This window comes from Micromonospora violae (assembly GCF_004217135.1).
GTDB classification, from domain to species: Bacteria; Actinomycetota; Actinomycetes; order Mycobacteriales; family Micromonosporaceae; genus Micromonospora; species Micromonospora violae.
Window position 1 is genome coordinate 5,832,646 of sequence record NZ_SHKK01000001.1, and the last position, 25,608, is coordinate 5,858,253.

Genomic DNA, 25,608 nt, shown 5'->3' on the forward strand with positions numbered 1-25,608 from the left:
TTGGCGGCCGCTGTCTACGGCCAACCCGGATCCGGTGCCCGGTTCGACTGGGGGCTGACCGGGGCGGCCGAGCTCGGTCGGGTCTGCGCGGCGTTGGTGGTGGTGGACGTCCTGTCGTTCACCACCGCCGTGGAGGTGGCGGTCGCCCGGGGCATGCGGGTGCACCCGTTCCCCTGGGGTGAGCAGGCCGCCGAGTACGCCGTCCGGGTCGGCGCGACCGCCGCCGTCGGGCGGCGGCAGACGACCCCGGAGCATCCGTGGTCGCTGTCGCCCGCCGCCCTGAGCCGCGCCCCCGTGGTGGCGGACCTGGTGCTGCCCTCGCCGAACGGCTCCGCCATCAGCGCCGCCGCCAGCGCCACCGGCCTGCCGGTGGTCGCGGCGTGCCTGCGCAACGCACGCGCCGTCGGGGGTTGGCTGCGCCGCCAGGGGTACGGCACGGTGAACGCCCCGATCGGCGTGATCGCCTCCGGGGAGCGCTGGCCGGACGGGTCGCTGCGCCCGTCGGTGGAGGACCAGCTCGGCGCCGCCTCAGTCCTGGACGCCCTCTCCGGCGTACCGGGTGGGCTCTCGGTGGAGGCGGCCATGGCGCTCGCCGCGCTGGCGAGCACCCCCGATGTGCCCGCCGCCGTGCGCGGCAGCGTCTCCGGCCGGGAGTTGACCGAGACCGGCTTCGCCGCGGACGTGGACGTCGCCGTGCGGATCGGCGTGTCGGACGTCGTGCCGGTGCTCCACCAGGGCGTCTTCTCCGCCGCCTGACCCCACGCCCCCGCCCGGCGCGCTGTGATCGACTCGGCTTTCAAGAAATCGGGGTGTCCAGGTCTGGGGGATACCCCCGACTTCCTGAAACGCGAGTGGACCTGCCACGACGAAACGGCCACCCGGATCTCCGGGTGGCCGTTTCGTCGTGCGTTGTGGTGGGTTAGTCGTCGAGCCAGTCGAGGCGGCGACCGCCGCGCTCGGTCGGCGGCGGGGTGTCCGACCGGTTCCGCCCGGCGGGCTGGCCGTAGTTGCCCTGGTCGTAGCCCCGGTCGTCGTAGCCGCCGCGCTGTTGCGGGGGCTCCTGGCCGTAGCCGCCGCCCTGGTCGTACCCGCCAGCGGGCTGGCCGTAGTTGCCCTGGTCGTAGCCCCGGTCGTCGTAGCCGCCGCGTTGCTGCGGGGGCTCCTGGCCGTAGCCGCCACCCTGGTCGTACCCGCCGGCCGGTTGGCCGTAGCCGCCCTGGTCGTAGCCGCCGGCCTCGGCACCGCCGTACCCCGCGGTCGGCTCGGCAGCACGCCCGCCGTACGGGGCGGGATCGGGCTGACCGTACCCCTGCCCCTGCTCCGGCTGGTAGACGCCGGTGGCGTACGGGTCGGCCGGAGCCGGGTACTGGGTGCTGTCGCCGGAGTACCGGCCGGTCGGCTCGTCGAACCGCTCGCCGTAGGCCGCTCCGCCGGCGGGGGCCGGCGGGTAGGCGGTGGTCCCGCCCGGGGCGTCGTAGTCACGACCGCCGTAGCCGCCACCGGAGGCCGGCGCGTTGCCGTAACCGCCACCGGACGCGGGCGCGCCGCCGTAACCGGCGCCGGAACCGGGTGCGTTGCCGTAACCGGCACCGGAACCGGGTGCGTTGCCGTAACCGGCACCGGAACCGGGTGCGGTACCGTAACCGTCACCAGCCGCACCGGCGCCGTAGCCACCGTCCGCGCCGGCCGGAGCGCCGTAGCCGCCACCCGACGCGGGCGCGTTGCCGTAGCCGCCGGCACCGTAGCCACCGGGCGCCGGCTCGTCGCCGTAGCCGGCAGCGCCCCAGCCCTGCTGACCCGCGCCGCCGTACGTCGGGGCAGGCGCCCCGTACGGGTCCGGCGGAACGTCGTCGACCACCGGGCGGTGCATCATCGTCGGTGCCTCGCTCAGCGCCGCGCCGCCGACCATCGTCGGGTCTGCTCCGCCGGGACGACCACCGACCACCCGGGTCTGGTCGTCGGCACCGCGGTACCCGCCCCGTGCGGGCGGCACCACGCCGCCACCACCGGCAGCCGCGGGAGCGCCGTCCTCGTCGTCGTTCTCCTTGCGCTTCATCCAGAGCAGCACGATCGTGCCGACACCGGCAGCGACCAGAAGACCACCGAGCAGGATGATGATGTAGTTGCCGAGACCGCCACCGTCCTCGGTGTTCGCCGCGTTCGCCGGAGCGCCCTCGCTGGCCGCCTCGGTGGGCTCCTCCTCGGTGCCCTCCTCGTCGGTCACCTCGTCGCTGGGAGTGGCCTCGGGAGTGGCGGACGGGGTGGCGCTGGGCGTCACCTCGACCCTGAGCGCGAGGCTGATCCGTTGCCCGGTGACGGCCTGCCCGGCGGCGGCGTTGATGGTCTTGGTGGCCACCACGTTGTCGAAGCTGGCGCCCAGATCGATCCGGCCCGGCGCGATCGGCTTGTCGCTGGTACCGGTGAAACGGAAGTCGCCGCTGCCGTTGCTGGTGGTGTCGAACTGCCGGCCGGTGCTGTCGCGCAGCATGACCACTGCGTTCGCGACCGCCTTGCTGTCGGCCTGCGAGATCACCTTGCCGGAGATCGACCGCACGGTCTGGGTCTGCGGCGGCGTCGGCGGAGCGGCCGCCTTGACGGTGACTCTGATGGTGACGGAATCACCCCTGACCCGGATCGACGCTCGCGTGTTGTTCGCCGCCGGAGCATTGGCAGCCGCCGTCAGCGTGATCGACACTGGCTGCGCGGTTGGCACTCCAGCCGGGAAGTTGACCTCGCCGCATCCTCCGCAACTGACTCCACTCGGAAGGCCGGTGACGGTGACTTCGGTCGAGCTCTCACCGAGGTCCGGGGTCACCTGGAGCGCTACGCTGGCGCTGCCACCTGAGTCGAGGGTTACGGCATCCTTGTCCGCTGTGACCTTTGCGGCCATTGCTGGCGTGGCGGGGACGGCGAGCAGAGCGCCGGCAACCAGCGCTACGACCACACCGGCCCGCTGCTTCCAGGCACGTCGGTGTGTTGACACGTCCACCGCCTTCCGGGCTGACGTCCCTCTGACCGGCGGGGCGCCGGGCCGGGGATCATCACGGTACGAATACGCCGTCGGCAACTATGCCTTGTCCGACTGCATGAGCGCGACCCAGGGCCAGCGTCGCGTGTCTGGCGCGGGGGTCGTATCGTCCCGTCGTGTCCTCTCCGCACAGTAAGTCCGCTGCCGTTACGGCCGTTCTGTCAGCGCTCGACGAGGGGCGTGCACCCGAACGGTCGGTGTTCCGAGAGGCGGTCCGGTCGATGTTGGCCGTCCTCGCGGAGCGCGCCCCCGGCCGTTCGGTGGAGGTGCGCGTTCCACCATACGGGGCGATCCAGTGCGTACCGGGGCCTCGACACACCAGAGGAAACCCACCAAATGTGGTGGAGATGGCCCCGAATACCTGGCTGGAGCTGGCTACCGGCAGGATTGGCTGGGCGGAGGCGGTCACCGACGGTCGCGTTCAGATGAGCGGCAATCGTGCGGACCTCTCGGCGTATCTGCCCCTCTAGTCATCCCGATGTCCCACTCTGCGTAACGGAGCGCAGGGGGATCGTGACTTTCTGTATTGACAGCGATTCGCGTACACTGTCAGGCGATGACAGTGGTCCCGGCAGAGGAGTGTGGATCCGCCCGTGATCCCCGCCCGGCCGGTCCAGACCAGCATGAGGGAGCGGTAGGTGCCCCGAGGCGACGGCCGGCTGAGCCACGACCTTGACCCCCAACGACCTGGCCCCCAGGACGCCTGTGGCGTCTTCGGCGTCTGGGCCCCTGGCGAAGAGGTTGCCAATCTGACCTACTTCGGCCTCTACGCCCTCCAGCACCGCGGCCAGGAGGCTGCGGGCATCGCGGTGAGCGATGGTTCCGGCGTGGTGGTCTACAAGGACCTCGGCCTGGTGGCGCAGGTCTTCGACGAGCCCACCCTGGCGAGCCTGCGTGGTCACCTGGCGATCGGGCACGCCCGTTACTCCACCACCGGCGCGTCGAACTGGGAGAACGCCCAGCCGACGATCCGGTCGACCACCTCCGGCACGACCATCGCGTTGGCCCACAACGGCAACCTGGTCAACACGACCGACCTGGAGAAGGAGGTCGCCGAGCGCGGCCTCATCGCGGACGGGTCGACCAACGACACCTCGCTGGTGACGATGCTGCTCGCCAGCCGACCGGATCTGTCGGTCGAGGCGGCCGCGCTGGAGGTGCTGCCGCAGCTGCGCGGCGCGTTCAGCTTCGTCTTCATGGACGAGTCGACCCTGTACGCGGCCCGCGATCCGCACGGCGTCCGCCCGCTGGTGCTCGGCCGCTTGGAGCGCGGCTGGGTCGTTGCCAGCGAGACGGCCGCACTGGACATCGTCGGTGCCAGCGTGGTGCGTGAGGTCGAGCCGGGCGAGCTGATCGCCATCGACGAGAACGGGCTGCGCTCCACCCGGTTCGCGGTGCCGGAGCCGAAGGGCTGCCTCTTCGAGTACGTCTACATCGCCCGCCCGGACGCCACGATCGCCGGGCGCAACATCCACGCGGCGCGGGTGCAGATCGGCCGGCAGTTGGCCAAGGAGCACCCGGTCGAGGCCGACCTGGTCATTCCGGTGCCCGAGTCGGGCACCCCGGCCGCGATCGGGTACGCGGAGGAGTCCGGCATCACCTACGGCGCCGGCCTGATGAAGAACCCGTACGTGGGTCGCACCTTCATCCAGCCTTCGCAGACCCTGCGTCAGCTCGGCGTCCGCCTCAAGCTCAACCCGCTGCGGGAGAACGTCCGGGGCAAGCGGTTGGTGGTCGTGGACGACTCGATCGTGCGCGGCAACACTCAGCGCGCCATCGTCCGGATGCTGCGCGAGGCGGGGGCGTTGGAGGTGCACGTCCGGATCTCCTCACCGCCGGTCAGTTGGCCGTGCTTCTACGGCATCGACTTCGCCACCCGGGCGGAACTGCTGGCCAACGGGTTGGACAACGACGGCATCCGGCGCTCCATCGGCGCCGACACGCTGGGCTACGTTTCGCTGCCCGGCCTGATCGCGGCGACCGAGCAGCCGAAGTCCCGGCTGTGTCGGGCGTGTTTCGATGGGGAGTACCCGATCGAGCTGCCGGCCGGCAACCTGATCGGCAAGCACGTGCTTGAAGGGGTGGGTCGACGCGTCGCCAACTCGGCGCTGGAGACCCCGCCCACCAATGGCTCGTCCGTCGCCACTCCGGGTGGCGTTACCGCAAACCGCCCGTAGCACCAACCGGCGCGGCCCGGCTACCGCCGGCGGCACCGAGAACCAAAGGGGAGAACCGTGACGCACGTGTCCGAGCGCAGCGGCGCAGGAAGCAGCCCGACCGGCGCAGGCGGCGACCGCCAGCCGTGGACGGGCGGCGCTGGCCGCCAGGCGCGCAAACGCTCGGTCTCGTACGCCGACGCCGGCGTCTCGATCGACGCGGGCGACCGCGCGGTGGAGTTGCTCAAGTCGAAGGTGCGCCAGACCCGCCGCCCCGAGGTGCTGGGTGACCTCGGTGGCTTCGCCGGCCTGTTCCGGCTGGACACGAAGAAGTACAAGAGCCCGATCCTGGCGTCCTCCACCGACGGGGTGGGCACCAAGCTGGTGATCGCCCAGCAGATGGACATTCACGACACGGTCGGTATCGACCTGGTCGCGATGGTCGTCGACGACCTGGTGGCCTGCGGCGCCGAGCCGCTGTTCCTGCTCGACTACATCGCCACCGGCGAGGTCGTTCCGGACAAGGTCGCCGAGATCGGCGCGGGCATCGCCGACGGCTGCCGCTACGCCGGCTGCGCGCTGCTGGGCGGGGAGACCGCCGAGCACCCCGGCGTCCTGCGCCCGGACGAGTACGACATCTCCGCGACCGGTGTGGGCGTGGTCGAGGAAGCCGACATCCTCAGCCCCGAGCGGGTCGAGGTGGGCGACGTGGTGATCGCCATGCGCTCCTCCGGCCTGCACTCCAACGGCTACTCGCTGGTCCGGCACGTGCTGCTCGGCGCGGCCCGGATGCGTCTGGACATCGTGATCGACGACTTCGGTCGGCAGCGGACCCTCGGTGAGGAGCTGCTCACCCCGACCAAGATCTACGCCAAGGACTGCCTCAAGCTGATCGCCGAGGCCGAGGTGCGGGCGCTGTCCCACATCACCGGCGGCGGCATCCCCGGCAACCTGGTGCGGGTGCTGCCCGAGCACGTCGACGCGGTGGTCAACCGGTCCACCTGGAAGCCCCAGCCGATTTTCGACCTGATCCAGTCGAAGGGTCGGATCGACGACCAGGACATGGAGTCGACCTTCAACATGGGCGTCGGCATGTTCGCGATCGTGTCGGCCGAGGACGCTGACCGGGCGCTGGCCACCCTGACCGGCCGTGGCGTCGAGGCGTGGCAGGCCGGCGAGATCATCGAGGGCACCGGCAACGTGCAGATGGTCGGTCAGCACACCCGAGGATGATCACTTTCCGGTGATCGTACGGGCACCTGATCAGGGCTTCACCCGAGTGGCCAATGCCGCCTAGCCTGAAGGGCACCCTCAGGCTAGGCGGAGGAGGGCGATGGCTGCTCGGGGACAGTCGTTCAGCGGGATGCGCGGTCTGGCCGCCGTCCCGTCGTACGTCGTCATGCAGCCCACCACCCTCTGCAATCTCGACTGCGCGTACTGCTACCTGCCGTTTCGGGCCACCGACCGCCGGATGCCGGTGGCGGTGGCCGAGGCGGTCGCGGTCGCGGTGAAGCCCTGGGCGGCGAACGGTCGCTTCTCCGTGGTGTGGCATGGCGGCGAACCCCTGGCCGCCGGTCGGGAGCACCTGGCCGATCTGATGGCGCCGTTCGGGCCGGAGGTCGAGCACCACGTGCAGACCAACGCCACCCTCATCGACGACGACTGGTGCGACTTCTTCGTCCGGCACAGGATGCGGGTGAGCGTCAGCGTCGACGGGCCCCGGGCCCGCAACGGGGACCGGGTCAACCGGGCCGGTCAGCCGGCGTACGACCGGATCGTGCACGGCATCGCGGCGCTGCGCCGGCGTGGTCTGCCCTTCTCCGCGTTGGCCGTGGTGTCCCGACCGGAGCCGGGGCTCGCCACCGAGCTGTACGACTACTTCCTCGAGTTGGGCTGTGACGTCCTGGGCATCAACATCGAGGAGACCGAGGGGGTCAACACCCGCGACAACCGCCACGACCCGTCGGCGGTGTCCGCGTTCTGGGCGGAGTTGGTCGGGGCGTGGCGTCGGGAGCCCCGGATCCACCTCCGCGAGATCGAGTGGTCGTTGCGCTATGCCGCGGCGGTGCTCGACAACTCGGCGGACGGGGTGCTGCCCCGCCACCTGGACCCGATTCCGACGATCGGTCACGACGGCTCGGTGATCGTGCTCTCCCCGGAGCTGGCCGGCTTCACCGACCCCCATTACGGCGACTTCAGCAGCGGCAACGTGCTGACGACCCCGTTGGCGCAGATCCTCGGCACCGCGGCGGCGACGCCGTGGGTGGGGGAGTTCCTGGCCGGGGTGGAGGCGTGTCGGGCGTCCTGCCCGTACTTCGGCTTCTGCGGCGGTGGCCATGCCGCCAACCGCTACTTCGAGCTGGGGCGTTTCGACGGTACCGAGACCGAGCACTGCCGCAACAGCAAGATCCGCCTATTGGAGGGAGTGTTGGAGCATGCCCGAGACCACCAGTCACCGGCGGCCTGAGCGCGAAGCGGACGACGGAGTCACCGAACGGGTGCGGGACGCGGGTCCCGCGCTCGTCGCCCTGCTCCAGGAGGCCGAGGACGCACGGCGGCTGCGTTCGGAGGTGTCGGGCGGGGACGGCTCCAGCGCGGTCTGCGCGTGGAACCACTTCGAGAACATCCCGACGTTCTACAACTGGAACAACCGCCCGCGCTGAGGTAGCCGTGGTCAGGGGCCTGTCGAGCGGCCGGAGTGACTCCGGTCGGGCAGGCCCCTGATCGTCGGCGACTGCACCTGCACGGGACGTGCGTGAGCACGCGGAGGTTACCGCGTGCTCAGTTGCGTCGAGAGGTCAGCGGGTCGGACGGACCCAGGGATCCGGATCGTCGTCCGCGTGATCCTCATCATCGTCGTCGACGAACTCTTTAGAGTCGTCGTCGAAGTGGTGCTCAGACTTACCAGCACCCGCCAGTTCGCGCTGCAAGGCGGTGAGGTCGGTGTTCGGGGAGTGGTACTTCAACTCCCGCGCCACCTTCGTCTGCTTGGCCTTAGCACGGCCGCGCCCCATGGCTCGACCCCCTCGCACAGAATGCGGGGCAGCCCGAAGGCGGGCCCCGATGACGTCAGGCATCTCTCGTGGCTCTTACGGTACATGGGGATGCCATCGTTCGGCACCTCGGGTTACCGTCGGCCGGCTCTGCGCGTCGCGTCGATCCGGCCGTCACCCAGTGTACCGGGTAAGGAGCGGAACGGTTAGCACCCGTGACACCGGACAAACCGCACCAAAATCGACCCGGCCTCAGCTTACCCAGCAACCGCGGCACCGGGGGCCCGGGGGCGGATCTCGTCGATCCGCCCCCGGAAACGCTCAGCGCAGGTGGATCGCGCGCAGCCGGCCGACCTCCGCCATGCGCCGCTCCGCCAGCCGGTCGGCGGCGACCGCCGGCGGCACACCCTCCGCGTCGGCCAGGTGCAGGATCTCGCGGGTGGTGTCGTAGATCCGGGTCGCCCGCAGCTTCGCCCGCTCGAAGTTGAAGCCCTCGATCTCGTCGGCCACCTGGATGACGCCGCCCGCGTTGACCACGTAGTCCGGGGTGTAGAGGATGCCCCGGTCGGCCAGCAGCTTCTCGATGCCCGGGTGAGCGAGCTGGTTGTTCGCCGCCCCGGTCACCACCTTGGCCCGCAACGCCGGCACGGTGTCGTCGTTCAGGGCGCCGCCCAGCGCGCACGGCGCGTACACGTCGATGTCCGCGGCGACCAGCGCGCTGGAGTCGTCGACGAGGGTGACCTGCGGGTGGTTGGTGCGGACCCAGGCGAGCGCCCTCGGGTTGACGTCGGTGGCGACCACCTCGGCGCCATCCTCCAGCAGGTGCCCGGTCAGGTACTTGCCGACCTTGCCCAGGCCGGCCACGCCGACCCGCCGACCCCGCAGGCTCGGGGTGCCCCACACGTGCTCGGACGCGGCCCGCATCCCCTGGAAGACACCCCAGGCGGTGAGGATCGACGAGTCACCGGCACCGCCGTGCTCCACGCTGCGCCCGGTCACGTAGCGGGTCTCCCGAGCCACCACGTCCATGTCCGCCACGTACGTGCCGACATCGCAGGCGGTGTAGTAGCGGCCGCCCAGCGACTCCACGAACCGGCCGTACGCGCGCAGCAGCGCCTCGCTCTTGATCTGCTCCGGGTCACCCCAGATGACGGCCTTGCCGCCGCCCAGGTCGAGCCCGGCGAGCGCGTTCTTGTACGCCATCCCGCGGGACAGGTCCAGCACGTCGGCGAGGGCGTCGTCCTCGCTGTCGTACGGGTAGAAGCGGGTGCCGCCGAGCGCCGGGCCCAGCGCGGTGGAGTAGATCCCGATGATCGCCTTCAGGCCGCTCTGCTTGTCCTGGCAGAACACGACCTGTTCGTGACCGGTTGATACCGGATCGTCGGTGCTCGCGAATACGCCCATGGTTTGCTCCTACGATGGTGTGCGTCCTTGTGGAACGCGGACCTGGTGGACCCCGGCGGGGATGCTGCCGGTGAGATCGAGCCTAGTATCGGCCGTCGTGCGGGTGCTCGACGCGCCGCCGCCGTCCCACGTTGCGGCGCGCGTACCCCCCGCCGCTGAGCGCGTACGGGCGTGGTTCGTGGGAGGATCGCGCGGTGCCGTCGCTCTTCGCTTCTTACCTGCGCGTGTACGAACCGTTGGCCGCCTTCGACCGAGACCGGCAGAGCTACTGGCGCCGTTACGTCTCGGAGGGTCGCGCGATCGCCCCGGTCGAGGGGCCCGGTCGGCAGCGGACGGCGGTGATCGAGGCGTTGGGCGCCGGCTGGACCCGGCTGCCCGACCTGCCGGAGGAGGCGTACGTCCTGGAGACGGACGACAGCCTGCTGGTCTGCCCGTGGAACCTGCGGATCCGCGTCGCCGAGGCGGCGCTCAGCGCCCGGGACGGGGTGCCCTCGGTGCTCGCCGACGCCTTCGTGCCGCCGGTGCTCGCCGGGCAGGCCAGGGCGGTGGTGGACGACTGGCGCAGTGGCGCCCGGGTGCTGGAGCACGGGGTGCCCCGGGTGCACGAGCAGATCGCCACCTGGGGCGTACCGCTGCGGTGGTTCGTGCTGTTCGACCCGGTCGAGCGGGACCTGGTCACCCAGCCGGGCCGGCGGTCGCTGCGCTACCGCACCGAGATCTCCAAGGCTCGACGCCGCTCGTCGCGGGCGTTGTCGGTGTTGCGCAAGTCGGTGGGCGAGGCGCCGATCACCGAGGCGGTGGAGGAGGCGGCGCGCTGGCTGGAGGAGTTCCATCCGCGGTCCGTGGTCGAGCTGGACTACGGCGGTCTGGTCGACCTGCTCTCCGACGAGACCCTCGCTGCGGACGACTCGCCTGAGCTGGTTGCCGGTGGCCTCGCGGGGTTGTCCCGGGGCGAAGCCGAGGAGGCGTCCGCCGCGTACGACAAGTTGGTGGCCCGGTGGCGCGCGGTGCAGCTGCTGGAGCGGTGCAACTAGGGCATATCACCCGAGGAGCGCTCCCAAGGTGAGTTGCGCTCGTAGTTGACGCATCACGAACCGTGATCATGAGTCCGAATAAGGTAGTTTCTGCCGTGTAAAAGTCGTAAAAATCGGGCATGGTTCATCCGTCCGTCTAGGGACCTTCATCCGTTCGGCCCATGTCGGACATCGGGGACTAGCCGGACCATGGGAGACGCGTCGGCCGGCGGGACCCCGGCCGATGTCTATACATGTGGAGGAGTGACCGATGGCATCGCGAACGCACGAACCAGAGCCGCTACTCACGCCGGCCGAGGTGGCGTCGATGTTCCGGGTCGACCCGAAGACGGTGACCCGGTGGGCCAAGGCTGGCAAGCTCAGTGCCATCCGCACCCTGGGTGGCCACCGTCGGTACCGCGAGTCGGAGGTCAGGGCGCTGCTGCAGGGCCAGATCCCGCAGCAGCGGCAGGGCGACTGAGCCGGCAACAGCTTTTCGGAAAGGGGCGGTGGATCTCGATCCGCCGCCCCTTTCCATGCCCCGACGCGGTTGCGGGGGTCAACGCCGCGACTCGGCCAACGTCACCCGGATGCCGACCGTGCCGCCCTCGCCGCGCCGCAACCGGCTGCCCAGCAGGCTCAGCCGACCGAGCAGGCGGTACTTGTGTTTGAGCAGGTCGCGGACCCGACCGGTGTCTGAGCCCCCGTAGATCGTCGCGTGCGCTGACACCTCCGCCCCGTGTGGCCGGCCCCGCACGTCGCACGGCGCAACGGTCACCTCGCCGTTGTTGCGGATCCGTTTCACCTTGCCTGAGTCCGCCCGGGTCCAGACCGCCAACGCCTCACCGTCGCGTACCGCCCAGACCGGGGTCGGCACCGCCCGACCGTCCTTGCGGAAGGTCGTGAGCAGGATGTACTTCTCGGCCGACAGCCGGTCCAGCGTGGTCACGCCGCCAGGATACGGCCGGCGCGGGCCACTGAGTGGCCGGATAGCGTGAACGCCGTGACGGTTGAGCCTCTAATCGGTGACGTGATCGGCGAACTGCTGCGGGACACGCTCGCCGTGGCCACCGGGGTGGGCCCGCGACCCCTGGTCGGCGGTCGACTACCGCGACCGGTCATCGAGATCATCGAACGGGACGACGGTCTGATCAACGGCGCGCCGGCCGCGCACTACCTGGACGCGCCGGCGCAGTGGCAGCCGTACGACCACCGCGCGGTGGACCGCACGTACGGCGAGACGCTGGACATCGGCACCGGAGCCGGCCGGATCGCGCTGCTGCTCCAGGAGCGCGGCGTACCCGTCACCGGGCTGGACACCTCCGCGGGCGCGTTGGAGGTGAGCCGTCGACGCGGGGTCCGGCGACTGGTGCACGGCACCGTCGACACGCACCTCGGAGACGGCCCGCGCTACGACACGTTCCTGCTGCTCGGCAACAACCTCGGGCTGTTCGAGGGCCGGGAGCGCGCTCCCGCGTTCCTGGCCGCGCTCGCCGCACTGGCCCGACCGGGGGCGCAGATCATCGCGCAGGGCACCGACCCGTACGGCACCCGCGACCCGCTGCACACCGGCTACCACGAGCGCAACCGTCGGCGTGGCCGGCTCGGTGGCCAGCTGCGGCTGCGGCTGCGTTACCGCGAGTTGAGCACTGAATGGTTCGACTACCTGGTCTGCTCGGCGGACGAGTTCGCCAGCCTGGTGCACGGCACCGGCTGGCGGCTGACCGATGTGGACGACCGCGACGCCCCGTACTACCTGGCCACGCTGCGCCTCGTCGACTGAGTGCCGACGGCCCCCGCGTCCGCCGGGCGGAGGCAGGGGCCGTCGTACGTCTCAGACCTGGACGGTCGGGGGGAGTTGCTCGGGCGGGAGACCACCGTCGCCGTCGACCACCTCGTCCGGGGTGCCGTCCTCATCGATGTCGACCATGGTGATGTCCACCTTGCCGTCACCGTCGGTGTCGAACTGGAACAGGTCGGCCTTGCCGTCGCCGTCGGTGTCCACCACCCACACGTCGGTCTGACCGTCGTTGTTGGTGTCGGCGCGCAGCAGCTCGACCCGCTCGTCGCCCCGGGTCTCCACGATCTCTCCGTCGGTGACGCTCTCCGGTGCCTGGCTCATGTCGATGCGGTCCTTCCCTTGGTTGACGGGCCGTCATTACCCGATCCGGCGCTCCCCCACGCATGGGCCGGGTCGTCGCGCTGTCTAGGGTCGCACCATGAGCGAGCGGAACGGGCGGGACACCCGGGTCGGCGTGGCGGGGATCCCGCGCGCCGGCGGAGGGGACAGGGAGGCGTGATGAGCGATCGTTTCGTGGTCGTCGGTGCCGGCACGATGGGGCTCGGCATCGCGTACGTGGCGGCTGGCGCCGGGCACGCCGTCGAGCTGGTCGAGGTGGACCCCGGCCGGGGTGCGGCCGCGCTGAACCGGCTCGCCGAGCTGTGGGAGCGGGCGGTGCAGCGCGGGAAGCTGAGCGCCGACGAGGCCGCCGCGAACCGGCAGTTGGTGACGCTCCGCCCCACCCTCGCCGAGGTGGCTCCCGCTCCTGCGGTGATCGTGGAGGCGGTGCCGGAGCGCCTCAACCTGAAGCGTGCGGTGCTGCGGGAAGCCGCCGCGCTGCGCCCGGCGCTGCTGGGCAGCAACACCTCCAGCATCGCCATCGGTGAGCTGGCCGCCGAGTTGGACGCGCCGGAGCGCTTCCTCGGCCTGCACTTCTTCAACCCGGTCTGGGCGATGGCCCTGCTGGAGATCGTGGTCGGCCCGGCCACCGCCGAGGAGACCACCGCCGCGGCCGTCGCGCTCGCCAAGCGGCTGGGCAAGGACCCCGTCGTCGTACGCGACATGCCCGGCTTCGCCACCAGCCGGCTCGGGGTCACCCTCGGGCTGGAGGCGATCCGAATGGTGGCCGACGAGGTGGCCAGCCCGGCCGACATCGACAAGGCCATGGTGCTCGGCTACCGGCATCCGATCGGGCCGTTGGAGCTCACCGACCTGGTCGGCCTCGACGTGCGGCTGGACATCGCCCGCACCCTCCAGGCCGCGTACGGGGACCGCTTCGCGCCGCCGCCGCTGCTGGTCGAGATGGTGGCCGCCGGGCGGCTGGGTAAGAAGTCCGGGCAGGGCTTCTACCGCTGGGAAAGCGGTGTCAAACAGTGAGCGGGTTGCGGATTGAGGAACGGCCGGACCGGCTGGTGGTCACCCTGGACCGGCCGGAGAAGCGCAACGCCATCGATGCCGACCTGATCGCCGAGCTGCACCAGGTCTGCGCCGAGTTGGAGGCGCACCCGCGTCTGCTGCTGCTCACCGGTGGTGCGGCGGGCATCTTCGCCGGTGGCGCCGACATCAGCCAGCTGCGTGAACGGGGTCGCACGGATGCCCTCGCCGCGATCAACTCGGCCGCCTTCGCCCGCATCCGGGCGCTGCCGATGCCGACCGTGGCGGCCGTCGACGGACCGGCGTTGGGTGGTGGCGCGGAGCTGGCGTACGCCTGCGATCTGCGGGTGTGCACGGCCCGGGCGGTCTTCGGTCAGCCGGAGGTGCGGTTGGGCATCCTGGCCGGTGCTGGCGCGACCCACCGGCTGCCCGCGTTGATCGGTGAGGGTCGGGCCAAGGAGCTGCTCTTCACCGGCCGGCGGGTGGACGCCGCCGAGGCGCTGCGGATCGGCCTGGTGAACCGGGTGGTGGACGAGCCGGGCGAGCTGCTCACGGTGGCGCACGCGGTGCTGGACGAGATCGCCCTGGGCTCCCCGTTGGCGGTGCGGCTGACCAAGCTGGCGGTGGACGCACCCGCCGCCGCGCATCCGCATCTCGACCTGGTCAGCCAGGCGGTGCTCTTCGAGGACGAGGAGAAGCACCGCCGGATGACCGAGTTCCTGGAGCGCCGCCGACCGCGCTGATCCCCACGAACCAGAGACGGCCGCACCGGCGGGAAGCCGGTGCGGCCGTCGTGGGTCTGCGGCCGGGTTACTGCTGGATCTGCACCCCGGCGTCGGCCAGACTGCGGATCACCTGGGCGGACTCACCGAACCCGATGATCAGTACGGCGTCCGCGCCGAACTCCTTGACTTCCTTCGCGCCGTCGGTGAAGTCGACCGGGGGCGCCTTCGCGTCGGCCGGCGGCTCGTACGTCATCAGCTTGAGCCGGTCGACGGCGACACCGGCCTTCTCCAGCTCGTCGCGGACGGTGGCCTGGAGGCCCTCACCGTAGGAGTCCTTGCGGGCGACGATGACGATCTTCTGCGACCCGTCGCGGAGGATGACGTCGGCCAGCGCCCGGCCCTGGAGGCTGTCCGGCGGGGCGGTGCGGAAGTAGAGACCCTGGTCGTCCGCGTCGGTCAGGCTGCTGTCGGTGTTCGACGGGGAGAAGAGGATCTTCCCGGCCTGCACCACGTCCGGCAGCACGGCCCGGGAGATGCCCGAACCACCCGCGCCGATGATCACGCTGACGCCGTCCGTCACGTGCTTGGCCACCGTCGCCTTGGCCACCGTCGGGCTGGTCCCGTCGTCGCCGTCAAGCCAGGTCACCGGCTTGCCCAGCGCGCCACCAGCGGCGTTGATCTCGCGGATCGCCAGCTCGGCGCCAGCGGCCATCGGCGGGTAGGCGATAGCGAGGTCACCGGTCTTCGGCAACAGGCCGCCCAGGATCAGCGGCTCCTGGTCGGGGTCGCCGCCCGCGCGCTGCTTCTTCGGCTTCGGCGGCGTCTTGGTGCTCGCCGCCGACTCGATGCCCGCCCCGACGAACTCGGTCTTGCCGTCGTTGATCTGCTGCCCGTCGAAGGTCAGCGTGGCGTAGCTCGCGGTGGCCGGCTCACCCTTGTCGGTGAAGCCCGCCCGGGTCAGCGACACGCCGCGGTACTCGATGTCCTGCCCGTTGCGGGCCAGGGCGAGGCAGCTGGCCGGATCTTCGCAGCGCTGCCCGTCGTTGGTAACGGCGACGATCTGCTTCGTGATGGCGGCCGGGTCGGTGCTCCCAGCCAACTGGGCGGCGAGCACGGCGATCACCACCGCGTCGTACGTCTCGGCGGAGTACACGTAGTCCGTCAGCGCCGGATCGACGGCCCGTAGCCGGGTCTTGAAGTCATCCGGCAGCGGAACGAGGGGCGTGGTGCCCTTCATCCCGTCGACGAGACTCGCCCGTTCCTTCAACTCCGCAGGATAGGAGTTGAGCATGTTGCCGTCCGTGCCGTAAAGGCGCACCTGTTGGGCGCTCGCCTCTTCGGGCTTGTCATCCCCGCAAGCGCTTGTGGCGAGCAGGATCGTCGCGCAGGCAGCCAGTGTGGCTACCCGCGAGCGGCGTGAATCGAACATGGTCGTCCTTCCTCCGGCGAAGGTCCGCTGCGCACATTAGCGTGCCGAGGCCGGCGGCGGGACCGTGGAGGTGGCGTAATGCGCAGGTCGCTCGCATTGAACACGGACAGTGACGGTCGTTGGTGGGCTTGACCGCCCGTCCTACTGTGCGCTGAGTGACGGACCTACCACAGCAGACGTTCGATGACGCGGCCGCCGTGCTCCGCTCGGCGCTGACCGGCGATGGAGATGCGGTGGTGGGAGCATTCGACGCGGTCGTCGACCGGGCCGGCCTGAGCGGCGCGTACGGGGTCGCCTGGTGCCTGGCCGCGACGATGCTCGGCGACGCGCCGACGGCCAGCGGGGCGGCGCTCGACTTTCCCGGGATCGACCAGGCCGGGTACGACACCCGCTGGGTGGCCCGCTTCGTCAGCGCGTACGCCAATCGGGACGAACCGACCGGTGAGGCGCTGTTCGGCGCGGCGGCGGCCGACGGGCTGCTCCCCGACTGCCTGCTCACGCTCGCCGGCTCGACGATCGCCACCCTGCGCAGCCGCGCCGAATGAGCGCCCGCGCCGGGTGACGTGCCGGTAGGTCGCGGCGTCCGTCGGGGGGCGGACGCCGCGACCGCGCGGGTCAGTCAGAACGCGTGGTACGCGATCAGCGGCTCGTACTCGTACCGCAGGTTCTCGAAGCGGACCCGGAAGTTGACGCCGTCCCGGACGTTCGTCGCCACCGTGATCCAGCCCGAGTTGGCCGGCAGGTAGGTCCAGTAGTTGCAGGCGCTCGTCTTGTCGACGAATATCACGCACGCTTCGGTGGCGTACACACTCGCGTTGCGGACGTTGATGTCGCGGCAGCGTGTCGTGGTGCGGTACTCGCCGGCCGAGCCCCCGTAGCGGCCGGTCTCGAAGTACGACCGGACCGCCCCGCCGTAACAGGTGGCGAGCGGGGCGAACGCATTCAGCCCGGAGCTGACCGGTGGGGTCGGTGTTGTCGGCTCCGCCTGTGCGGGCGTGCCGACGGCGAGCAGGGCGGCGGTCGTGGCGACGGCGAGCAGACGAGCGGTCGGAGATGGCATACGTTCGTTCCTCCGGGAGCGGGTGACTGACCGTCCGTATCGGACTGATCATCTGGCCGTGACGATGATACGTATCGATTGATTCCGGCGCGGCCCCGAGGATGTCCGGCCCGTGTGGTAGCTCTGTAGCCATGTCCGAGGCCATGCTCAGCAAGGTGCGCAAGCTGCTGGCCCAGGCCGAGGATCCGGCCTGCACGCCGGCCGAGTCGGCCGCGTTCACCGCCAAGGCGACCGAGCTGATCGCTCGCTACGGCGTGGACCGGGCGCTGCTCGCCGCCCGGGACCCGACCACCGACCCGGTTGGTGACCGCGTGCTGGACGTCGTCGCCCCGTACGCCCGCGACAAGGTCGGCCTGCTCGCCGCGGTGAGCGAGCCGCTGCGCTGCCGCTGCGTACGCCGGCGGCGAGGCAACGGCTTCTCGCTGCACCTCTTCGGCTTCGCCAGCGACCTGGAACGGGTCGACCTGCTCTTCACCTCACTGCTCGTGCAGGCGGCGCACGGCCTGGCCGCCACCGAGGTGCCCGCGGACGACCACCCCGCCGCCTTCCGCCGCTCCTGGCTGGCCGGTTTCGCGGAGGTGGTCGGCGGCCGACTCTGGGCGGCCGAGACGGCAGCGGCCAGCGAGTCGGGCACACCGTCGATGGCGCTGGTGCTGGCCGACCGGTCCGACCGGGTGCAGCGACGGCTCACCGAGGAGTACCCGCGGTTGCGCACCGCGCCGCCACGCCGGCTGGGCGGCACCGGCTTCGGCTCGGGGGCCGAGGCCGGCGAACGCGCCAACCTCGGTGGCCGGAACCTCGGCGGTGCCGCTGCTGATCGGCGGCTCGGCCGCTGACCCGGTGTGCCGTCAGGCCGTCGCGGTGGGGCGGTGCCGCGACACCGAGGCGACGTACCGGGTGAGGAGCTCGTGCCAGCCGGCGGTGAGCGCCTTGCGGTAACCCTCGGCAGCCTCACCATGCCGGTCGAAGTGCCGGTGCTCCAGCTCGACCCGGGTGCGTTCCGGCCCCTCCGAGTGGAACAGCACCTCGACCTCGCTCGCCCGGGCCGGGTCCGGCACCGGCGCCCGGTCGGGGCCGATCTGCCAGACGAAGACCAGCCGGCGCGGCGGATCCCAGGTGAGCACCCGTCCCCAGTCGGCGCGGAAGCCGTACGGGCCCAACTCGTAGAGCATGCCACCCGCCCGCGGCTCCATGCCCAGCTCCGCCAACGCGTCCGGGCCGGACCAGGTGTATTCGGTGACCCACCAGTCAGTCAGCTCGTCGGTGAAGACCGCGAACGCGTGCTCGGCGGAGCTTGGGACGAGGAGGCCGCACCGGAGCGAGAACTGGTCGACGTCCTGCCGGATGTCGGCCGGATCAGTCAATTCCTGTCCCATAGGCCCGGACCATACCGGCTGATGCCCGGCTGTGCAGCTTCGCGCGGTGCCCGGTTCCAGACAGAGGGTCGTCGACTCGTCACGGACGGGATGCCCCGCCGGAAAGCGGGTAACCGGCGGTCGACCGGGACTCTGTGCAGGCGGGCGGGAGAGCATGAGCGAGAACGCGCAGCAACCAGAGCCGGCCCGGAACGTCGACAACCCGGAGCCGGACGTCCTGCTCGACATTCCGAAGGTCTCGGTCGACTCGATCCGGCTGGCGGTCGACGGTCTGGACGCCGACCTGTCGCTGCGGGCCCGGGTGGCCAACCTGCTCCAGGTCGACGCCGGTGTACGGGTGCACATCAGCGGCGCCGAGTTGAACGTCAACGGGGTGAACGCTGAGGCGCAGCTGCGGGTGCGGTTGGAGCAGCTGACCAGAATCCTGGGACGAGCGCTCGAGACGCTCGACAACAACCCTGACCTCATCGAGGCGCTCGCCCGCACCACCGTTGACGACGCCCACCGCAGCGCCCAGCAGTTGGCGGCGGAGGCGGCGAGGGTTGCTGAGGCGCGGGCGCCGGGGGTTGCTGAGGCGCGGGCGCCGGGCGCTGCTGAGGTGCGGGCGCCGGCGCGGCGCTCGAACGGGGTGACTGAGTCTGGTCAGCAGGTGGGCGCGGTGGGTGCTGTCGCCGACCGCGACCGATCAAGCCCCGGCCAGCCAGGGCTTGATCGGTCGGGTGCCGATCGGCCCGGTTTCGGTCGGTGGGGTGTCGATCGGTCTGGTCGTGGTCGACCACAGCCGGGTCGGCCCGGACCGGGTCCGGTCAGCTCGGAGCCGACGGCCGGAGGCCCGGGGCCGCTAGCCGGCGGGCCGGGGCCGCTAGCTGGCGGCCCTGGCCCAGCCCAGCAGGCCCACCCGGAGAGCAAGCGCCCGGAGAGTTGGCACCCTGAAGGGCGGCATTCGGAGGGGCGGCACTCGGAGTTCCGTGGGCCGGAGGGCCCGACCGGGCGATCCGGCGACCGGCCCAACCAGTCGGCTGCGCCGGGTCCGAGCCCGTCCGGCGGGGGTGACGGCGGTCTGTCGGCCGCGGCGCAGGCTGCCGCGCAGAACGCAGCCCACAACGCCGCCCAGCTCGCCGAGCAGGCCGGGGAGACGCTGCGACAGGCCGGACGCAGCGTGTGGGAGGCGATCCAGGGCGGCGTTGCGCAGCATCGCCCGCAGGACCGCCCCGACCGCTGACCCCGCGCGGGACGGCCCCGACCGCTGACCCCGCGCGGGACGGCCCCCGACCGCTGACCCCGCGCGGGACGGCCCCCGACCGCTGACCCCGCGCGGGACGGCCCCGACCGCTGACCCCGCGCGGGACGGCCCCGACCGCTGACCCCGCCCGGAGGCGCGGCCGTCGCTGGGCGGTCGACCGCTGACGTCGCCACCACATGATCGACTCGGCTTTCTGGAAATCGGGGTGTCCCGACGCCGGCAACACCGCGACTTTCAGGAAGCCGAGTCGATCATGCGGCTTTCCGGCGCCGGGGTGGGCCGGGCGCGGGCAGGTCGCCGGATTGCCCAGTCGAGCCCTCCGGACCGCGGGACTCCGGATGCCGCCCCGCCACACGGAGTGAGAGATACCGCCGGAAACAGCAAGATCCCCACCTGCGTATCCGCTGGTGGGGACCTCTGTAGCCCGGCGAAAGGCTATGTGGCCAGGGGCGGGGTCGAACCGCCGACCTTCCGATTTTCAGTCGGACGCTCGTACCAACTGAGCTACCTGGCCGTGTTGCTCGGCTCATGCTACCCGGCGACCGGACGAACCGGTGGCAGGGCGACCTGCTCCGATACGCAGAACGCCGCGCGGGGCGCGGCGTCAGCGCTGCGGTCCTGACGGGACTTGAACCCGCGACCTCCGCCTTGACAGGGCGGCGAGCACTCCAACTGCTCCACAGGACCTAGCTTGTGTTGCTCCGGCTTGCGCCGGTCGTGCCCCCAACGGGATTCGAACCCGTGCTACCGCCTTGAAAGGGCGGCGTCCTGGGCCGCTAGACGATGAGGGCGGCCCCGCCATCATTGCATATTCGCAACTTCAAGCGGACTTGCTCCCATCCGGCCCCGCCGGAGGCTTCAAAAGCATACGTGATGCCTGGTCGGTCGACAAAATCGGTATGGGCGGGGGCTTGGGACGAGTTATAACCGCAGGTCAGAGCGGTTCTAGCGGAGTCGGGCGATGCCGAATCTTTGCTTCAGGTCGGCGATCAACTTCGGGCAGGCGGCGAGCGTTGCGGCCCGGTTTCCGCCTCCGTCGTGCAGCAGAACGATGCCGCCGGGGCGGGTGGCGGCGTGGACTCGCTTGCCGATGGTCGCGGCGCTCGGCTTGTCCCAGTCCTGTGGGTCGACCGACCAGTGCAGCGGGCGCATGCCGAGGCTCTTGGCCACTGCGATCACCTCCGACGTCCACCGGCCGCCGGGCTGCCGGTAGAACGACACCTTCGCGCCGGGGGCGGCCTTCTGGATGGCCTTGCTGGTGCGGTCCAGGTCGGCCCGGATCTCGGCGACAGGTCGCCGGGCCAGGTCGAGGTCATGTCGCCAGCTGTGGTTGCAGAGCTGGTGTCCCTCCCGGACGATCCGCCGGACCAGCTCCGGGTGGCGCTGCACCTCGCGACCGACGACGCAGAAGGTCGCGGTCACCTTCGCGGCACGTAGTTGGTCGAGCACCTTCGGTGTCCAGGTCGGGCTGGGCCCGTCGTCGAACGTCAGGGCCACCGGTCGTACGCCGGTGTTGCGACCCAGGCCGGCGGGGAGCTTGGCCGGCAGCGGCCGCAGTGGCGGCTTGGCCGGCTTGGTGACGCTGGGGTGCGGTGTCGGGGTGGGTGACGTGGTCGATTCCACCGGTGCTGGCGCGCTGGCGCGTGCGATGGTGCGGTGCCGCTGCGCGCAGCCGGACAGAAACAGCGCCATGGCGAGGACGGACGCCAGGACGGCGCGGGCTTGCATCTGCTTGCTCCCGGAGGGTCGGGGTCGGCGGACCCGCCCGACGGTAGTTCACCTCGCCAGCTGGCGACAGTGCGATCAGTCACGCCTCGACTGGTCCAGGGAGTCGCGGACGGCGGCGCAGAGCGAGACCGCTTCGGCCAGCTCCACCGGTCGCACCACCCCGGCGGGCAGGGTGTCGGCTTGCCAGCCGGGACCGGCGGCGAGCACCAGCAACGGGCGTCGGGGCGCGGCGAGCAGCGCGCTGAGTTGGGCCGGGTCGGCGGTGGCCCGGGTGTGCGACCAGAGCACCACGGCCGCCGGACCGGTCCGGTTGACCGCCTCGACGAGGGCGGCGACCGGCACCCGTGCGCCGAGCATCCGGTAGCTGACGCCGGCCTCCGCGAGCGCCGCGGCCAACGCCTCCAGCGGCAGGGTGTGCTGTTCCTCGTCGGCGCAGGAGAGCAGGATCCGGGCCGGTCCGGTGGGGACCTTGGCCCGGCTGGCCGCCGCGAGAGCCTCCGAGACGCAGCGGGACACCAGGTGTTCCACCTCGATCAGGCCGGCGGTGGCGGCGTGGCGTTCGCCGATGCCGGCGAGCACCGGGCGCAGCAGGCCGTCCCAGGTGGCGACGACTCCGCCGGTGCCCAGGGCGTGCGCGATCGTCTCGCTGATCGCCGCCGCGTCCAGCCGCATGGCGGCCCGGGCCAGGCCACGGGCTGCCGGGGCGGCACGGCCGACCGGGATGGTGCCGCCGCCGTCACGGCCGGTCGGGTGGATCCGGGCGGTCGCGCTGGCGCCGTTGGGTGTCGGGTCCGGTGCCTGGCGGGCCCAGCGGGCCGCCTCGGCGGGGCTCACGCCCTCGGCGGTGAGCCGGCGCATGATCTCCAGGCGGGCCAGATCGGTGGGTGTGTACCGGCGGTGGTGGCCGGGGATGTGTTCGCTGGGCCCGAGCCCGTAGCGCTGGTGCCAGGTGCGCAGGGTTGTCACCGCGACCCCCAGCCTGCGTGCGACCGCGCCCGCGCTCAGTGCCTCATCGACCACCCGACCGCTCCGCCGTGTTGTCCGCCGACCAGCCGGGCGGGGTCGTGCCCGGCCCGATTGCGTCAGACCGGGACCCCGCGGGGCGGAGCAGCCGGTTCACCACCCCGCCCAGCCAGGGTGCGTACGACCGGGGGTCGAGCGCCAACTCGGCCTCCAGCGCGGTGGGGTCGGCCCACCGCAGCTCGGCCACCTCGTCCGGGTCCGGCAGTAGCGGGGCGCTGGGCCGGAACTCGCCTCGCAGTACGTGGTCGTACTCGAACTCGACCCGGCCGGTCGCCGGGTCCTCGGCGTAGTAGACGTAGGTGCCGACCTCGGTGAGCTCGACCGGGCCCGTGCCCAACTCCTCGCCCAGTCGTCGGTTGGCCGCCTCGGCGAGCGACTCCCCGGGACGGGGGTGCCCGCAGCAGGAGTTGGCCCAGCGCAGCGGGAACCGGGTCTTGACGGCGGCTCGACGCTGGAGCAGCACCTGGCCGTCCGGGTCCACCAGCAACACCGAGAAGGCCCGGTGCAGCCGCCCCGGCGGTTGGTGCGCGGCCGCGACGGTCGTCTCGCCGTGCGCCTTGCCGGTCTCGTCGACGAGTTCGACGAGATGTTCCTCACGTGCGCTCATCGGCCTTCCCCAGTGATTCGGCCGGCGGCGAGCTTGCCGGAGATGAGCACCATCGGCACGCCGACCCCGGGCTGCGTCCCGGAGCCGACGAACACCACGTTCGACAGGTCGCGGTGCAGGTTCGACGGGCGGAACGGGCCGGTCTGGAAGAAGGTGTGCGCGGCGGCGAACGGAGTGCCGGCGGCCATCCCCTGCTCCTCCCACTCGGCAGGGGTGATCGCGCGCAGCACCTCGACCCCGGCGCCGAAGCCGACGTAGCCGCGCTCCTCCAGGGTGCCGATCAGCTGGTCGGTGTAGCGCTGGGTCAGGTCGCCACGCCACTCGAACGGCGCCCGGTGCAGGTTGGGCACCGGGGCGAGCACGTAGTAGGTGTGCCGGTCCGCTGGGGCCACCGCGGGGTCGGTCCGGCTCGGGTTGGTGACCAGGAGCGACGGATCGGTCATCAATTCACCCCGCCGGATGACCTCATCGAAGGTGCCCTTCCACGCGCGGCCGAAATGGATGTTGTGGTGGGCGATCTTCGCATAGCCCTGTCGGGAGCCGACATGCAGAACGACGCAGGACGGCGAGTAGGTGAGCCGGCGCTTCGGCGCGGCGGGCAGCAGGTCCCGGTAGGCGACCGGCAGATCGGGGTTGAGCACCACCACGTCCGCCGGCACCAGGTCACCGTCGGCGGTGAGCACGCCGGTGGCCCGACCGTTCGCGGTCTCCACCCGGGTCACCGTGGTGCCGTAGCGGATCTGCACGCCGTGCTTCTCGGCCGCGCCGGCCATCGCCCTGGAGACCGCGTGGATGCCGCCGCGCGGGAAGTAGACGCCGGCCACCGAGTCGAGGTACGCGATGACCGCGTAGATGGCGAGCGCGTCGTGTGGCGCGAGGCCGGCGTACATCGCCTGGAAGGAGAAGATCCGCTGGGTACGCGGGTCGCGGAAGAACTGGTTGATTTTCGTCTGGAGGCGGCGGAAGGCGCCGCCGCCGAGCAGCTTGAGCAGGTTGCCGGTGATCAGATCGGTGGGCGCGTCCAGGTTGCGCTCGATGAAGTCGGTGCGCTCCAGCCGCCACAGCTCCCGCGCGTACTCGACGAACCGCAGGTAGCCGTCGGCCTCACACGGCCCGCAGACCCGGGAGATCTCGGCGGCCATCCGGGTGGTGTCGGTGAGCACGTCGAGAGTCGAGCCGTCCGGGTAGTACGCCCGGTAGGCAGGGTCGAGCGGGGTCAGGTCCAGCCAGTCGCGCAGCTCCTCGCCGACCGCGCCGAGCGCCTCGGCGATCAGGTCGGGCATGGTGAGCACGGTCGGGCCGGTGTCGAACTCGTAGCCGTCCACGCCGAGGCGTCCGGCCCGCCCGCCGGGCACGGGCTCGCGCTCCAGCACGGTCACCTGTCGACCGGCACCGGCCAGGTGCAGCGCGCAGGCCAGCCCACCCAGCCCGGCCCCGACGACCACCACCCGGTCCGTCCGTCCTGTCACCGTCCGCACGTGACCACCTCCTCGTTCCAGTCGCCCATCAGGCCCGCCGGTTGGTAGCGGCGGTGGCCAGCCCGGTCAGCGCGGTCCGCGCCGTCTGGTCCACGGGTGCGGCGTCGAGCGCGGTCAGCGCGTCGCTCACCCGCTCGGTGATCATCTCCTCCACCCGGGCCGCCGCGCCGGTCTCGGCGACCAGCCCGGCGAGCGTGTCGACCGGCCCGTCGGCGGCCCGCTCCAACGCCGTGAGCTGGGCCGGCGTGGCCAGCTCGCGGGCCAGCACGAGCAGTGTGGTCGGTTTGCCGGTGCGGAGGTCGTCGCCGGCCGGTTTGCCGGTGGCCGCCGGGTCGCCGTAGACACCGAGCAGGTCGTCGCGGAGCTGGAACGCCTCGCCGACGGCCAGCCCATAGCGGGTGTACGCGGAGACCAGCGGATCGTCGGCGGGTATTCCGGCCAGGCAGGCCCCGAAGAGCAGTGGTCGCTGGACGGTGTAGCTGGCGGTCTTGTAGCGGGCCACCCGCAGCGCCCGGTCGACCGACCAACTCGCCGGGTCGTTCTCGCCGAGCACGTCGAGGTACTGCCCGGCGACCGTCTCCACCCGCATCTGGTCGTAGCAGCGACGCACGTCGAGGAGTCGGGTCGACGGCACCGAGGCGTGCGCCAGCAACTGGTCGGCCCAGACCATGCAGAGGTCGCCGATGAGCACGGCGACGGCCTCACCGAACCGGCCGGGATCGCCCCGGAGGCCTGCGGCGATGTGCTGGTCGGCGAGCGCGACGTGTGCGGTGGGTCGGCCCCGGCGGGTGGTGGACGCGTCCATCACGTCGTCGTGCACCAGCGCGAAGGTGTGCAGCAGCTCCAGCGCGGCCAGCGCGGGCAGCACGGGCGGCAGCGCCGCGGTGGCGCCGACCGCCCCGCGCCAACCCCAGTAGGCGAACGTGGAGCGGATCCGTTTGCCGCCGGTGAGCACGGCCTCCCGCGCGGTGGCGGCGAAGCGACCCATCGATGCGTCGATGTCGTTGAGGGCGTCCACCTCGGCGGTGAGGAAAGTGTTCAGCGTCTCGTCGATCGCCGTGACCAGATCGTGGGTATAAGCCGCCAGAACGGCGCGGACCGGATCGTCCCCGTCTCCCGGCCCCGCCGGCGCTACGCGGGTCACGTTGCCCGCCACTGCGTCGTTGGCCATGCGGCTGAGCGTACCTTAAG

Annotated in this window: 27 protein-coding genes and 3 tRNA genes; 14 read left to right on the plus strand and 16 right to left on the minus strand. The window is 71.5% G+C overall.

What is annotated here, in order from left to right:
• Entirely contained in the window at positions 1 to 756 is a 756-nt protein-coding gene (locus EV382_RS26235; RefSeq protein ID WP_130409209.1) for a 2-phosphosulfolactate phosphatase, read from the plus strand.
• 163 nt (positions 757 to 919) lie between these two features.
• On the opposite strand, the gene EV382_RS26240 is transcribed toward EV382_RS26235, so the two are convergent.
• Positions 920 to 2,890, minus strand: coding sequence for a carboxypeptidase-like regulatory domain-containing protein (locus tag EV382_RS26240; protein WP_130409211.1), 1,971 nt, complete (start codon positions 2,888 to 2,890; stop codon positions 920 to 922).
• 254 nt (positions 2,891 to 3,144) lie between these two features.
• On the opposite strand from EV382_RS26240, the gene EV382_RS26245 reads away from it, so the two are divergent.
• From EV382_RS26245 to amcA, 5 genes are all read left to right on the plus strand, one after another.
• Entirely contained in the window at positions 3,145 to 3,498 is a 354-nt protein-coding gene (locus EV382_RS26245) for a sterol carrier family protein (protein ID WP_130406145.1), read from the plus strand.
• 168 nt (positions 3,499 to 3,666) lie between these two features.
• Positions 3,667 to 5,205: an amidophosphoribosyltransferase gene (gene purF / locus EV382_RS26250; protein WP_130406147.1), complete on the plus strand. Its 1,539-nt coding sequence runs from the start codon at positions 3,667 to 3,669 to the stop codon at positions 5,203 to 5,205.
• A 57-nt stretch (positions 5,206 to 5,262) separates the two neighbouring features.
• The gene (purM, locus tag EV382_RS26255; protein ID WP_130406149.1) at positions 5,263 to 6,417 is read left to right on the plus strand and encodes a phosphoribosylformylglycinamidine cyclo-ligase; all 1,155 of its coding nucleotides are present in this window, start codon (positions 5,263 to 5,265) and stop codon (positions 6,415 to 6,417) included.
• A 130-nt stretch (positions 6,418 to 6,547) separates the two neighbouring features.
• A complete protein-coding gene (gene amcB, locus EV382_RS26260; protein ID WP_341870192.1) occupies positions 6,548 to 7,651 on the plus strand; it encodes a cyclophane-forming radical SAM peptide maturase AmcB in 1,104 nt (367 codons plus the stop codon).
• Entirely contained in the window at positions 7,620 to 7,847 is a 228-nt protein-coding gene (amcA, locus tag EV382_RS26265) for a multiple cyclophane-containing RiPP AmcA (protein WP_130406153.1), read from the plus strand. The genes amcB and amcA overlap by 32 nt, the downstream gene beginning before the upstream one ends.
• 135 nt (positions 7,848 to 7,982) lie before the next feature.
• On the opposite strand, the gene EV382_RS26270 is transcribed toward amcA, so the two are convergent.
• Positions 7,983 to 8,198, minus strand: a complete 216-nt coding sequence (locus tag EV382_RS26270; RefSeq protein ID WP_030332207.1) for a DUF3073 domain-containing protein — start codon at positions 8,196 to 8,198, stop codon at positions 7,983 to 7,985.
• Between the two features lie 300 nt (positions 8,199 to 8,498).
• Positions 8,499 to 9,581 carry a Leu/Phe/Val dehydrogenase gene (locus tag EV382_RS26275; RefSeq protein ID WP_130406156.1) on the minus strand — a complete coding sequence of 361 codons (1,083 nt, stop codon included), beginning with the start codon at positions 9,579 to 9,581 and terminating at the stop codon, positions 8,499 to 8,501.
• A 194-nt stretch (positions 9,582 to 9,775) separates the two neighbouring features.
• Between EV382_RS26275 and EV382_RS26280 the strand changes: the two genes are divergently transcribed.
• Together EV382_RS26280 and EV382_RS26285 are read left to right on the plus strand one after the other, a co-directional pair.
• Positions 9,776 to 10,615 carry a DUF8083 family protein gene (locus tag EV382_RS26280; protein ID WP_130406158.1) on the plus strand — a complete coding sequence of 280 codons (840 nt, stop codon included), beginning with the start codon at positions 9,776 to 9,778 and terminating at the stop codon, positions 10,613 to 10,615.
• Between the two features lie 250 nt (positions 10,616 to 10,865).
• Positions 10,866 to 11,075, plus strand: coding sequence for a BldC family transcriptional regulator (locus EV382_RS26285; RefSeq protein WP_007073996.1), 210 nt, complete (start codon positions 10,866 to 10,868; stop codon positions 11,073 to 11,075).
• A gap of 78 nt (positions 11,076 to 11,153) precedes the next feature.
• On the opposite strand, the gene EV382_RS26290 is transcribed toward EV382_RS26285, so the two are convergent.
• On the minus strand, positions 11,154 to 11,543 hold the full coding sequence (locus EV382_RS26290; protein ID WP_130406160.1) for a PPOX class F420-dependent oxidoreductase: 390 nt from the start codon (positions 11,541 to 11,543) through the stop codon (positions 11,154 to 11,156).
• A 54-nt stretch (positions 11,544 to 11,597) separates the two neighbouring features.
• Between EV382_RS26290 and EV382_RS26295 the strand changes: the two genes are divergently transcribed.
• The gene (locus EV382_RS26295; protein ID WP_130406162.1) at positions 11,598 to 12,377 is read left to right on the plus strand and encodes a class I SAM-dependent methyltransferase; all 780 of its coding nucleotides are present in this window, start codon (positions 11,598 to 11,600) and stop codon (positions 12,375 to 12,377) included.
• Between the two features lie 51 nt (positions 12,378 to 12,428).
• Here the strand turns inward: EV382_RS26295 and EV382_RS26300 are convergent, their stop codons facing one another.
• On the minus strand, positions 12,429 to 12,716 hold the full coding sequence (locus tag EV382_RS26300) for a hypothetical protein (RefSeq protein ID WP_124777665.1): 288 nt from the start codon (positions 12,714 to 12,716) through the stop codon (positions 12,429 to 12,431).
• Positions 12,717 to 12,893: 177 nt separating this feature from the next.
• On the opposite strand from EV382_RS26300, the gene EV382_RS26305 reads away from it, so the two are divergent.
• Entirely contained in the window at positions 12,894 to 13,751 is an 858-nt protein-coding gene (locus EV382_RS26305) for a 3-hydroxyacyl-CoA dehydrogenase family protein (RefSeq protein ID WP_130406164.1), read from the plus strand.
• Positions 13,748 to 14,491 carry an enoyl-CoA hydratase/isomerase family protein gene (locus EV382_RS26310; RefSeq protein ID WP_130406166.1) on the plus strand — a complete coding sequence of 248 codons (744 nt, stop codon included), beginning with the start codon at positions 13,748 to 13,750 and terminating at the stop codon, positions 14,489 to 14,491. The genes EV382_RS26305 and EV382_RS26310 overlap by 4 nt, the downstream gene beginning before the upstream one ends.
• Before the next feature lie 67 nt (positions 14,492 to 14,558).
• Here EV382_RS26310 and EV382_RS26315 read toward each other — a convergent pair whose 3' ends face one another.
• Complete coding sequence (locus EV382_RS26315) at positions 14,559 to 15,902, minus strand: ABC transporter substrate-binding protein (protein WP_130406168.1); 1,344 nt, start codon at positions 15,900 to 15,902, stop codon at positions 14,559 to 14,561.
• Between the two features lie 155 nt (positions 15,903 to 16,057).
• Between EV382_RS26315 and EV382_RS26320 the strand changes: the two genes are divergently transcribed.
• The gene (locus EV382_RS26320) at positions 16,058 to 16,447 is read left to right on the plus strand and encodes a hypothetical protein (RefSeq protein ID WP_130406171.1); all 390 of its coding nucleotides are present in this window, start codon (positions 16,058 to 16,060) and stop codon (positions 16,445 to 16,447) included.
• 74 nt (positions 16,448 to 16,521) lie between these two features.
• Here the strand turns inward: EV382_RS26320 and EV382_RS26325 are convergent, their stop codons facing one another.
• Positions 16,522 to 16,962, minus strand: a complete 441-nt coding sequence (locus tag EV382_RS26325) for a hypothetical protein (RefSeq protein WP_130406173.1) — start codon at positions 16,960 to 16,962, stop codon at positions 16,522 to 16,524.
• A gap of 131 nt (positions 16,963 to 17,093) precedes the next feature.
• Between EV382_RS26325 and EV382_RS26330 the strand changes: the two genes are divergently transcribed.
• The gene (locus EV382_RS26330; protein WP_130406175.1) at positions 17,094 to 17,798 is read left to right on the plus strand and encodes a DUF2786 domain-containing protein; all 705 of its coding nucleotides are present in this window, start codon (positions 17,094 to 17,096) and stop codon (positions 17,796 to 17,798) included.
• A 12-nt stretch (positions 17,799 to 17,810) separates the two neighbouring features.
• On the opposite strand, the gene EV382_RS26335 is transcribed toward EV382_RS26330, so the two are convergent.
• Positions 17,811 to 18,338, minus strand: a complete 528-nt coding sequence (locus tag EV382_RS26335) for an SRPBCC family protein (RefSeq protein WP_130406177.1) — start codon at positions 18,336 to 18,338, stop codon at positions 17,811 to 17,813.
• Positions 18,339 to 18,492: 154 nt separating this feature from the next.
• Between EV382_RS26335 and EV382_RS26340 the strand changes: the two genes are divergently transcribed.
• On the plus strand, positions 18,493 to 19,560 hold the full coding sequence (locus EV382_RS26340) for a hypothetical protein (protein WP_130406179.1): 1,068 nt from the start codon (positions 18,493 to 18,495) through the stop codon (positions 19,558 to 19,560).
• Between the two features lie 461 nt (positions 19,561 to 20,021).
• Here the strand turns inward: EV382_RS26340 and EV382_RS26345 are convergent.
• The 8 genes from EV382_RS26345 to EV382_RS26380 form a co-directional block, all read right to left on the minus strand.
• Positions 20,022 to 20,095 (minus strand) — tRNA-Phe (locus tag EV382_RS26345).
• A gap of 99 nt (positions 20,096 to 20,194) precedes the next feature.
• Positions 20,195 to 20,268 (minus strand) — tRNA-Asp (locus tag EV382_RS26350).
• Between the two features lie 31 nt (positions 20,269 to 20,299).
• Positions 20,300 to 20,372 (minus strand) — tRNA-Glu (locus EV382_RS26355).
• A gap of 154 nt (positions 20,373 to 20,526) precedes the next feature.
• The gene (locus EV382_RS26360) at positions 20,527 to 21,309 is read right to left on the minus strand and encodes a polysaccharide deacetylase family protein (RefSeq protein WP_130406181.1); all 783 of its coding nucleotides are present in this window, start codon (positions 21,307 to 21,309) and stop codon (positions 20,527 to 20,529) included.
• A gap of 75 nt (positions 21,310 to 21,384) precedes the next feature.
• Positions 21,385 to 22,329 (minus strand): MerR family transcriptional regulator, encoded by a 945-nt coding sequence (locus tag EV382_RS26365; protein ID WP_130406183.1) that lies wholly within the window; start codon positions 22,327 to 22,329, stop codon positions 21,385 to 21,387.
• On the minus strand, positions 22,319 to 22,939 hold the full coding sequence (gene idi / locus EV382_RS26370; RefSeq protein WP_130406185.1) for an isopentenyl-diphosphate Delta-isomerase: 621 nt from the start codon (positions 22,937 to 22,939) through the stop codon (positions 22,319 to 22,321). The genes EV382_RS26365 and idi overlap by 11 nt, the downstream gene beginning before the upstream one ends.
• A complete protein-coding gene (gene crtI / locus EV382_RS26375) occupies positions 22,936 to 24,417 on the minus strand; it encodes a phytoene desaturase family protein (RefSeq protein WP_130406187.1) in 1,482 nt (493 codons plus the stop codon). Before crtI ends, idi begins: the two co-directional genes overlap by 4 nt.
• A gap of 28 nt (positions 24,418 to 24,445) precedes the next feature.
• Positions 24,446 to 25,588, minus strand: coding sequence for a polyprenyl synthetase family protein (locus EV382_RS26380; RefSeq protein ID WP_130406189.1), 1,143 nt, complete (start codon positions 25,586 to 25,588; stop codon positions 24,446 to 24,448).
• Between the last annotated feature and the right edge of the window lie 20 nt (positions 25,589 to 25,608).

What these genes read in the sequence shown, in the direction of transcription:
- EV382_RS26240 (WP_130409211.1), bottom strand. Translation starts at nt 2,890, where the DNA reads ATGGCCGCAAAGGTCACAGCGGACAAGGATGCCGTAACCCTCGACTCA.
- amcB (WP_341870192.1), top strand. Translation starts at nt 6,548, where the DNA reads ATGCGCGGTCTGGCCGCCGTCCCGTCGTACGTCGTCATGCAGCCCACC.
- amcA (WP_130406153.1), top strand. Translation starts at nt 7,620, where the DNA reads ATGCCCGAGACCACCAGTCACCGGCGGCCTGAGCGCGAAGCGGACGAC.
- EV382_RS26270 (WP_030332207.1), bottom strand. Translation starts at nt 8,198, where the DNA reads ATGGGGCGCGGCCGTGCTAAGGCCAAGCAGACGAAGGTGGCGCGGGAG.
- EV382_RS26275 (WP_130406156.1), bottom strand. Translation starts at nt 9,581, where the DNA reads ATGGGCGTATTCGCGAGCACCGACGATCCGGTATCAACCGGTCACGAA.
- EV382_RS26285 (WP_007073996.1), top strand. Translation starts at nt 10,866, where the DNA reads ATGGCATCGCGAACGCACGAACCAGAGCCGCTACTCACGCCGGCCGAG.
- EV382_RS26300 (WP_124777665.1), bottom strand. Translation starts at nt 12,716, where the DNA reads ATGAGCCAGGCACCGGAGAGCGTCACCGACGGAGAGATCGTGGAGACC.
- EV382_RS26305 (WP_130406164.1), top strand. Translation starts at nt 12,894, where the DNA reads ATGAGCGATCGTTTCGTGGTCGTCGGTGCCGGCACGATGGGGCTCGGC.
- EV382_RS26315 (WP_130406168.1), bottom strand. Translation starts at nt 15,902, where the DNA reads ATGTTCGATTCACGCCGCTCGCGGGTAGCCACACTGGCTGCCTGCGCG.
- EV382_RS26325 (WP_130406173.1), bottom strand. Translation starts at nt 16,962, where the DNA reads ATGCCATCTCCGACCGCTCGTCTGCTCGCCGTCGCCACGACCGCCGCC.
- EV382_RS26330 (WP_130406175.1), top strand. Translation starts at nt 17,094, where the DNA reads ATGTCCGAGGCCATGCTCAGCAAGGTGCGCAAGCTGCTGGCCCAGGCC.
- EV382_RS26335 (WP_130406177.1), bottom strand. Translation starts at nt 18,338, where the DNA reads ATGGGACAGGAATTGACTGATCCGGCCGACATCCGGCAGGACGTCGAC.
- EV382_RS26340 (WP_130406179.1), top strand. Translation starts at nt 18,493, where the DNA reads ATGAGCGAGAACGCGCAGCAACCAGAGCCGGCCCGGAACGTCGACAAC.
- EV382_RS26360 (WP_130406181.1), bottom strand. Translation starts at nt 21,309, where the DNA reads ATGCAAGCCCGCGCCGTCCTGGCGTCCGTCCTCGCCATGGCGCTGTTT.
- idi (WP_130406185.1), bottom strand. Translation starts at nt 22,939, where the DNA reads ATGAGCGCACGTGAGGAACATCTCGTCGAACTCGTCGACGAGACCGGC.
- EV382_RS26380 (WP_130406189.1), bottom strand. Translation starts at nt 25,588, where the DNA reads ATGGCCAACGACGCAGTGGCGGGCAACGTGACCCGCGTAGCGCCGGCG.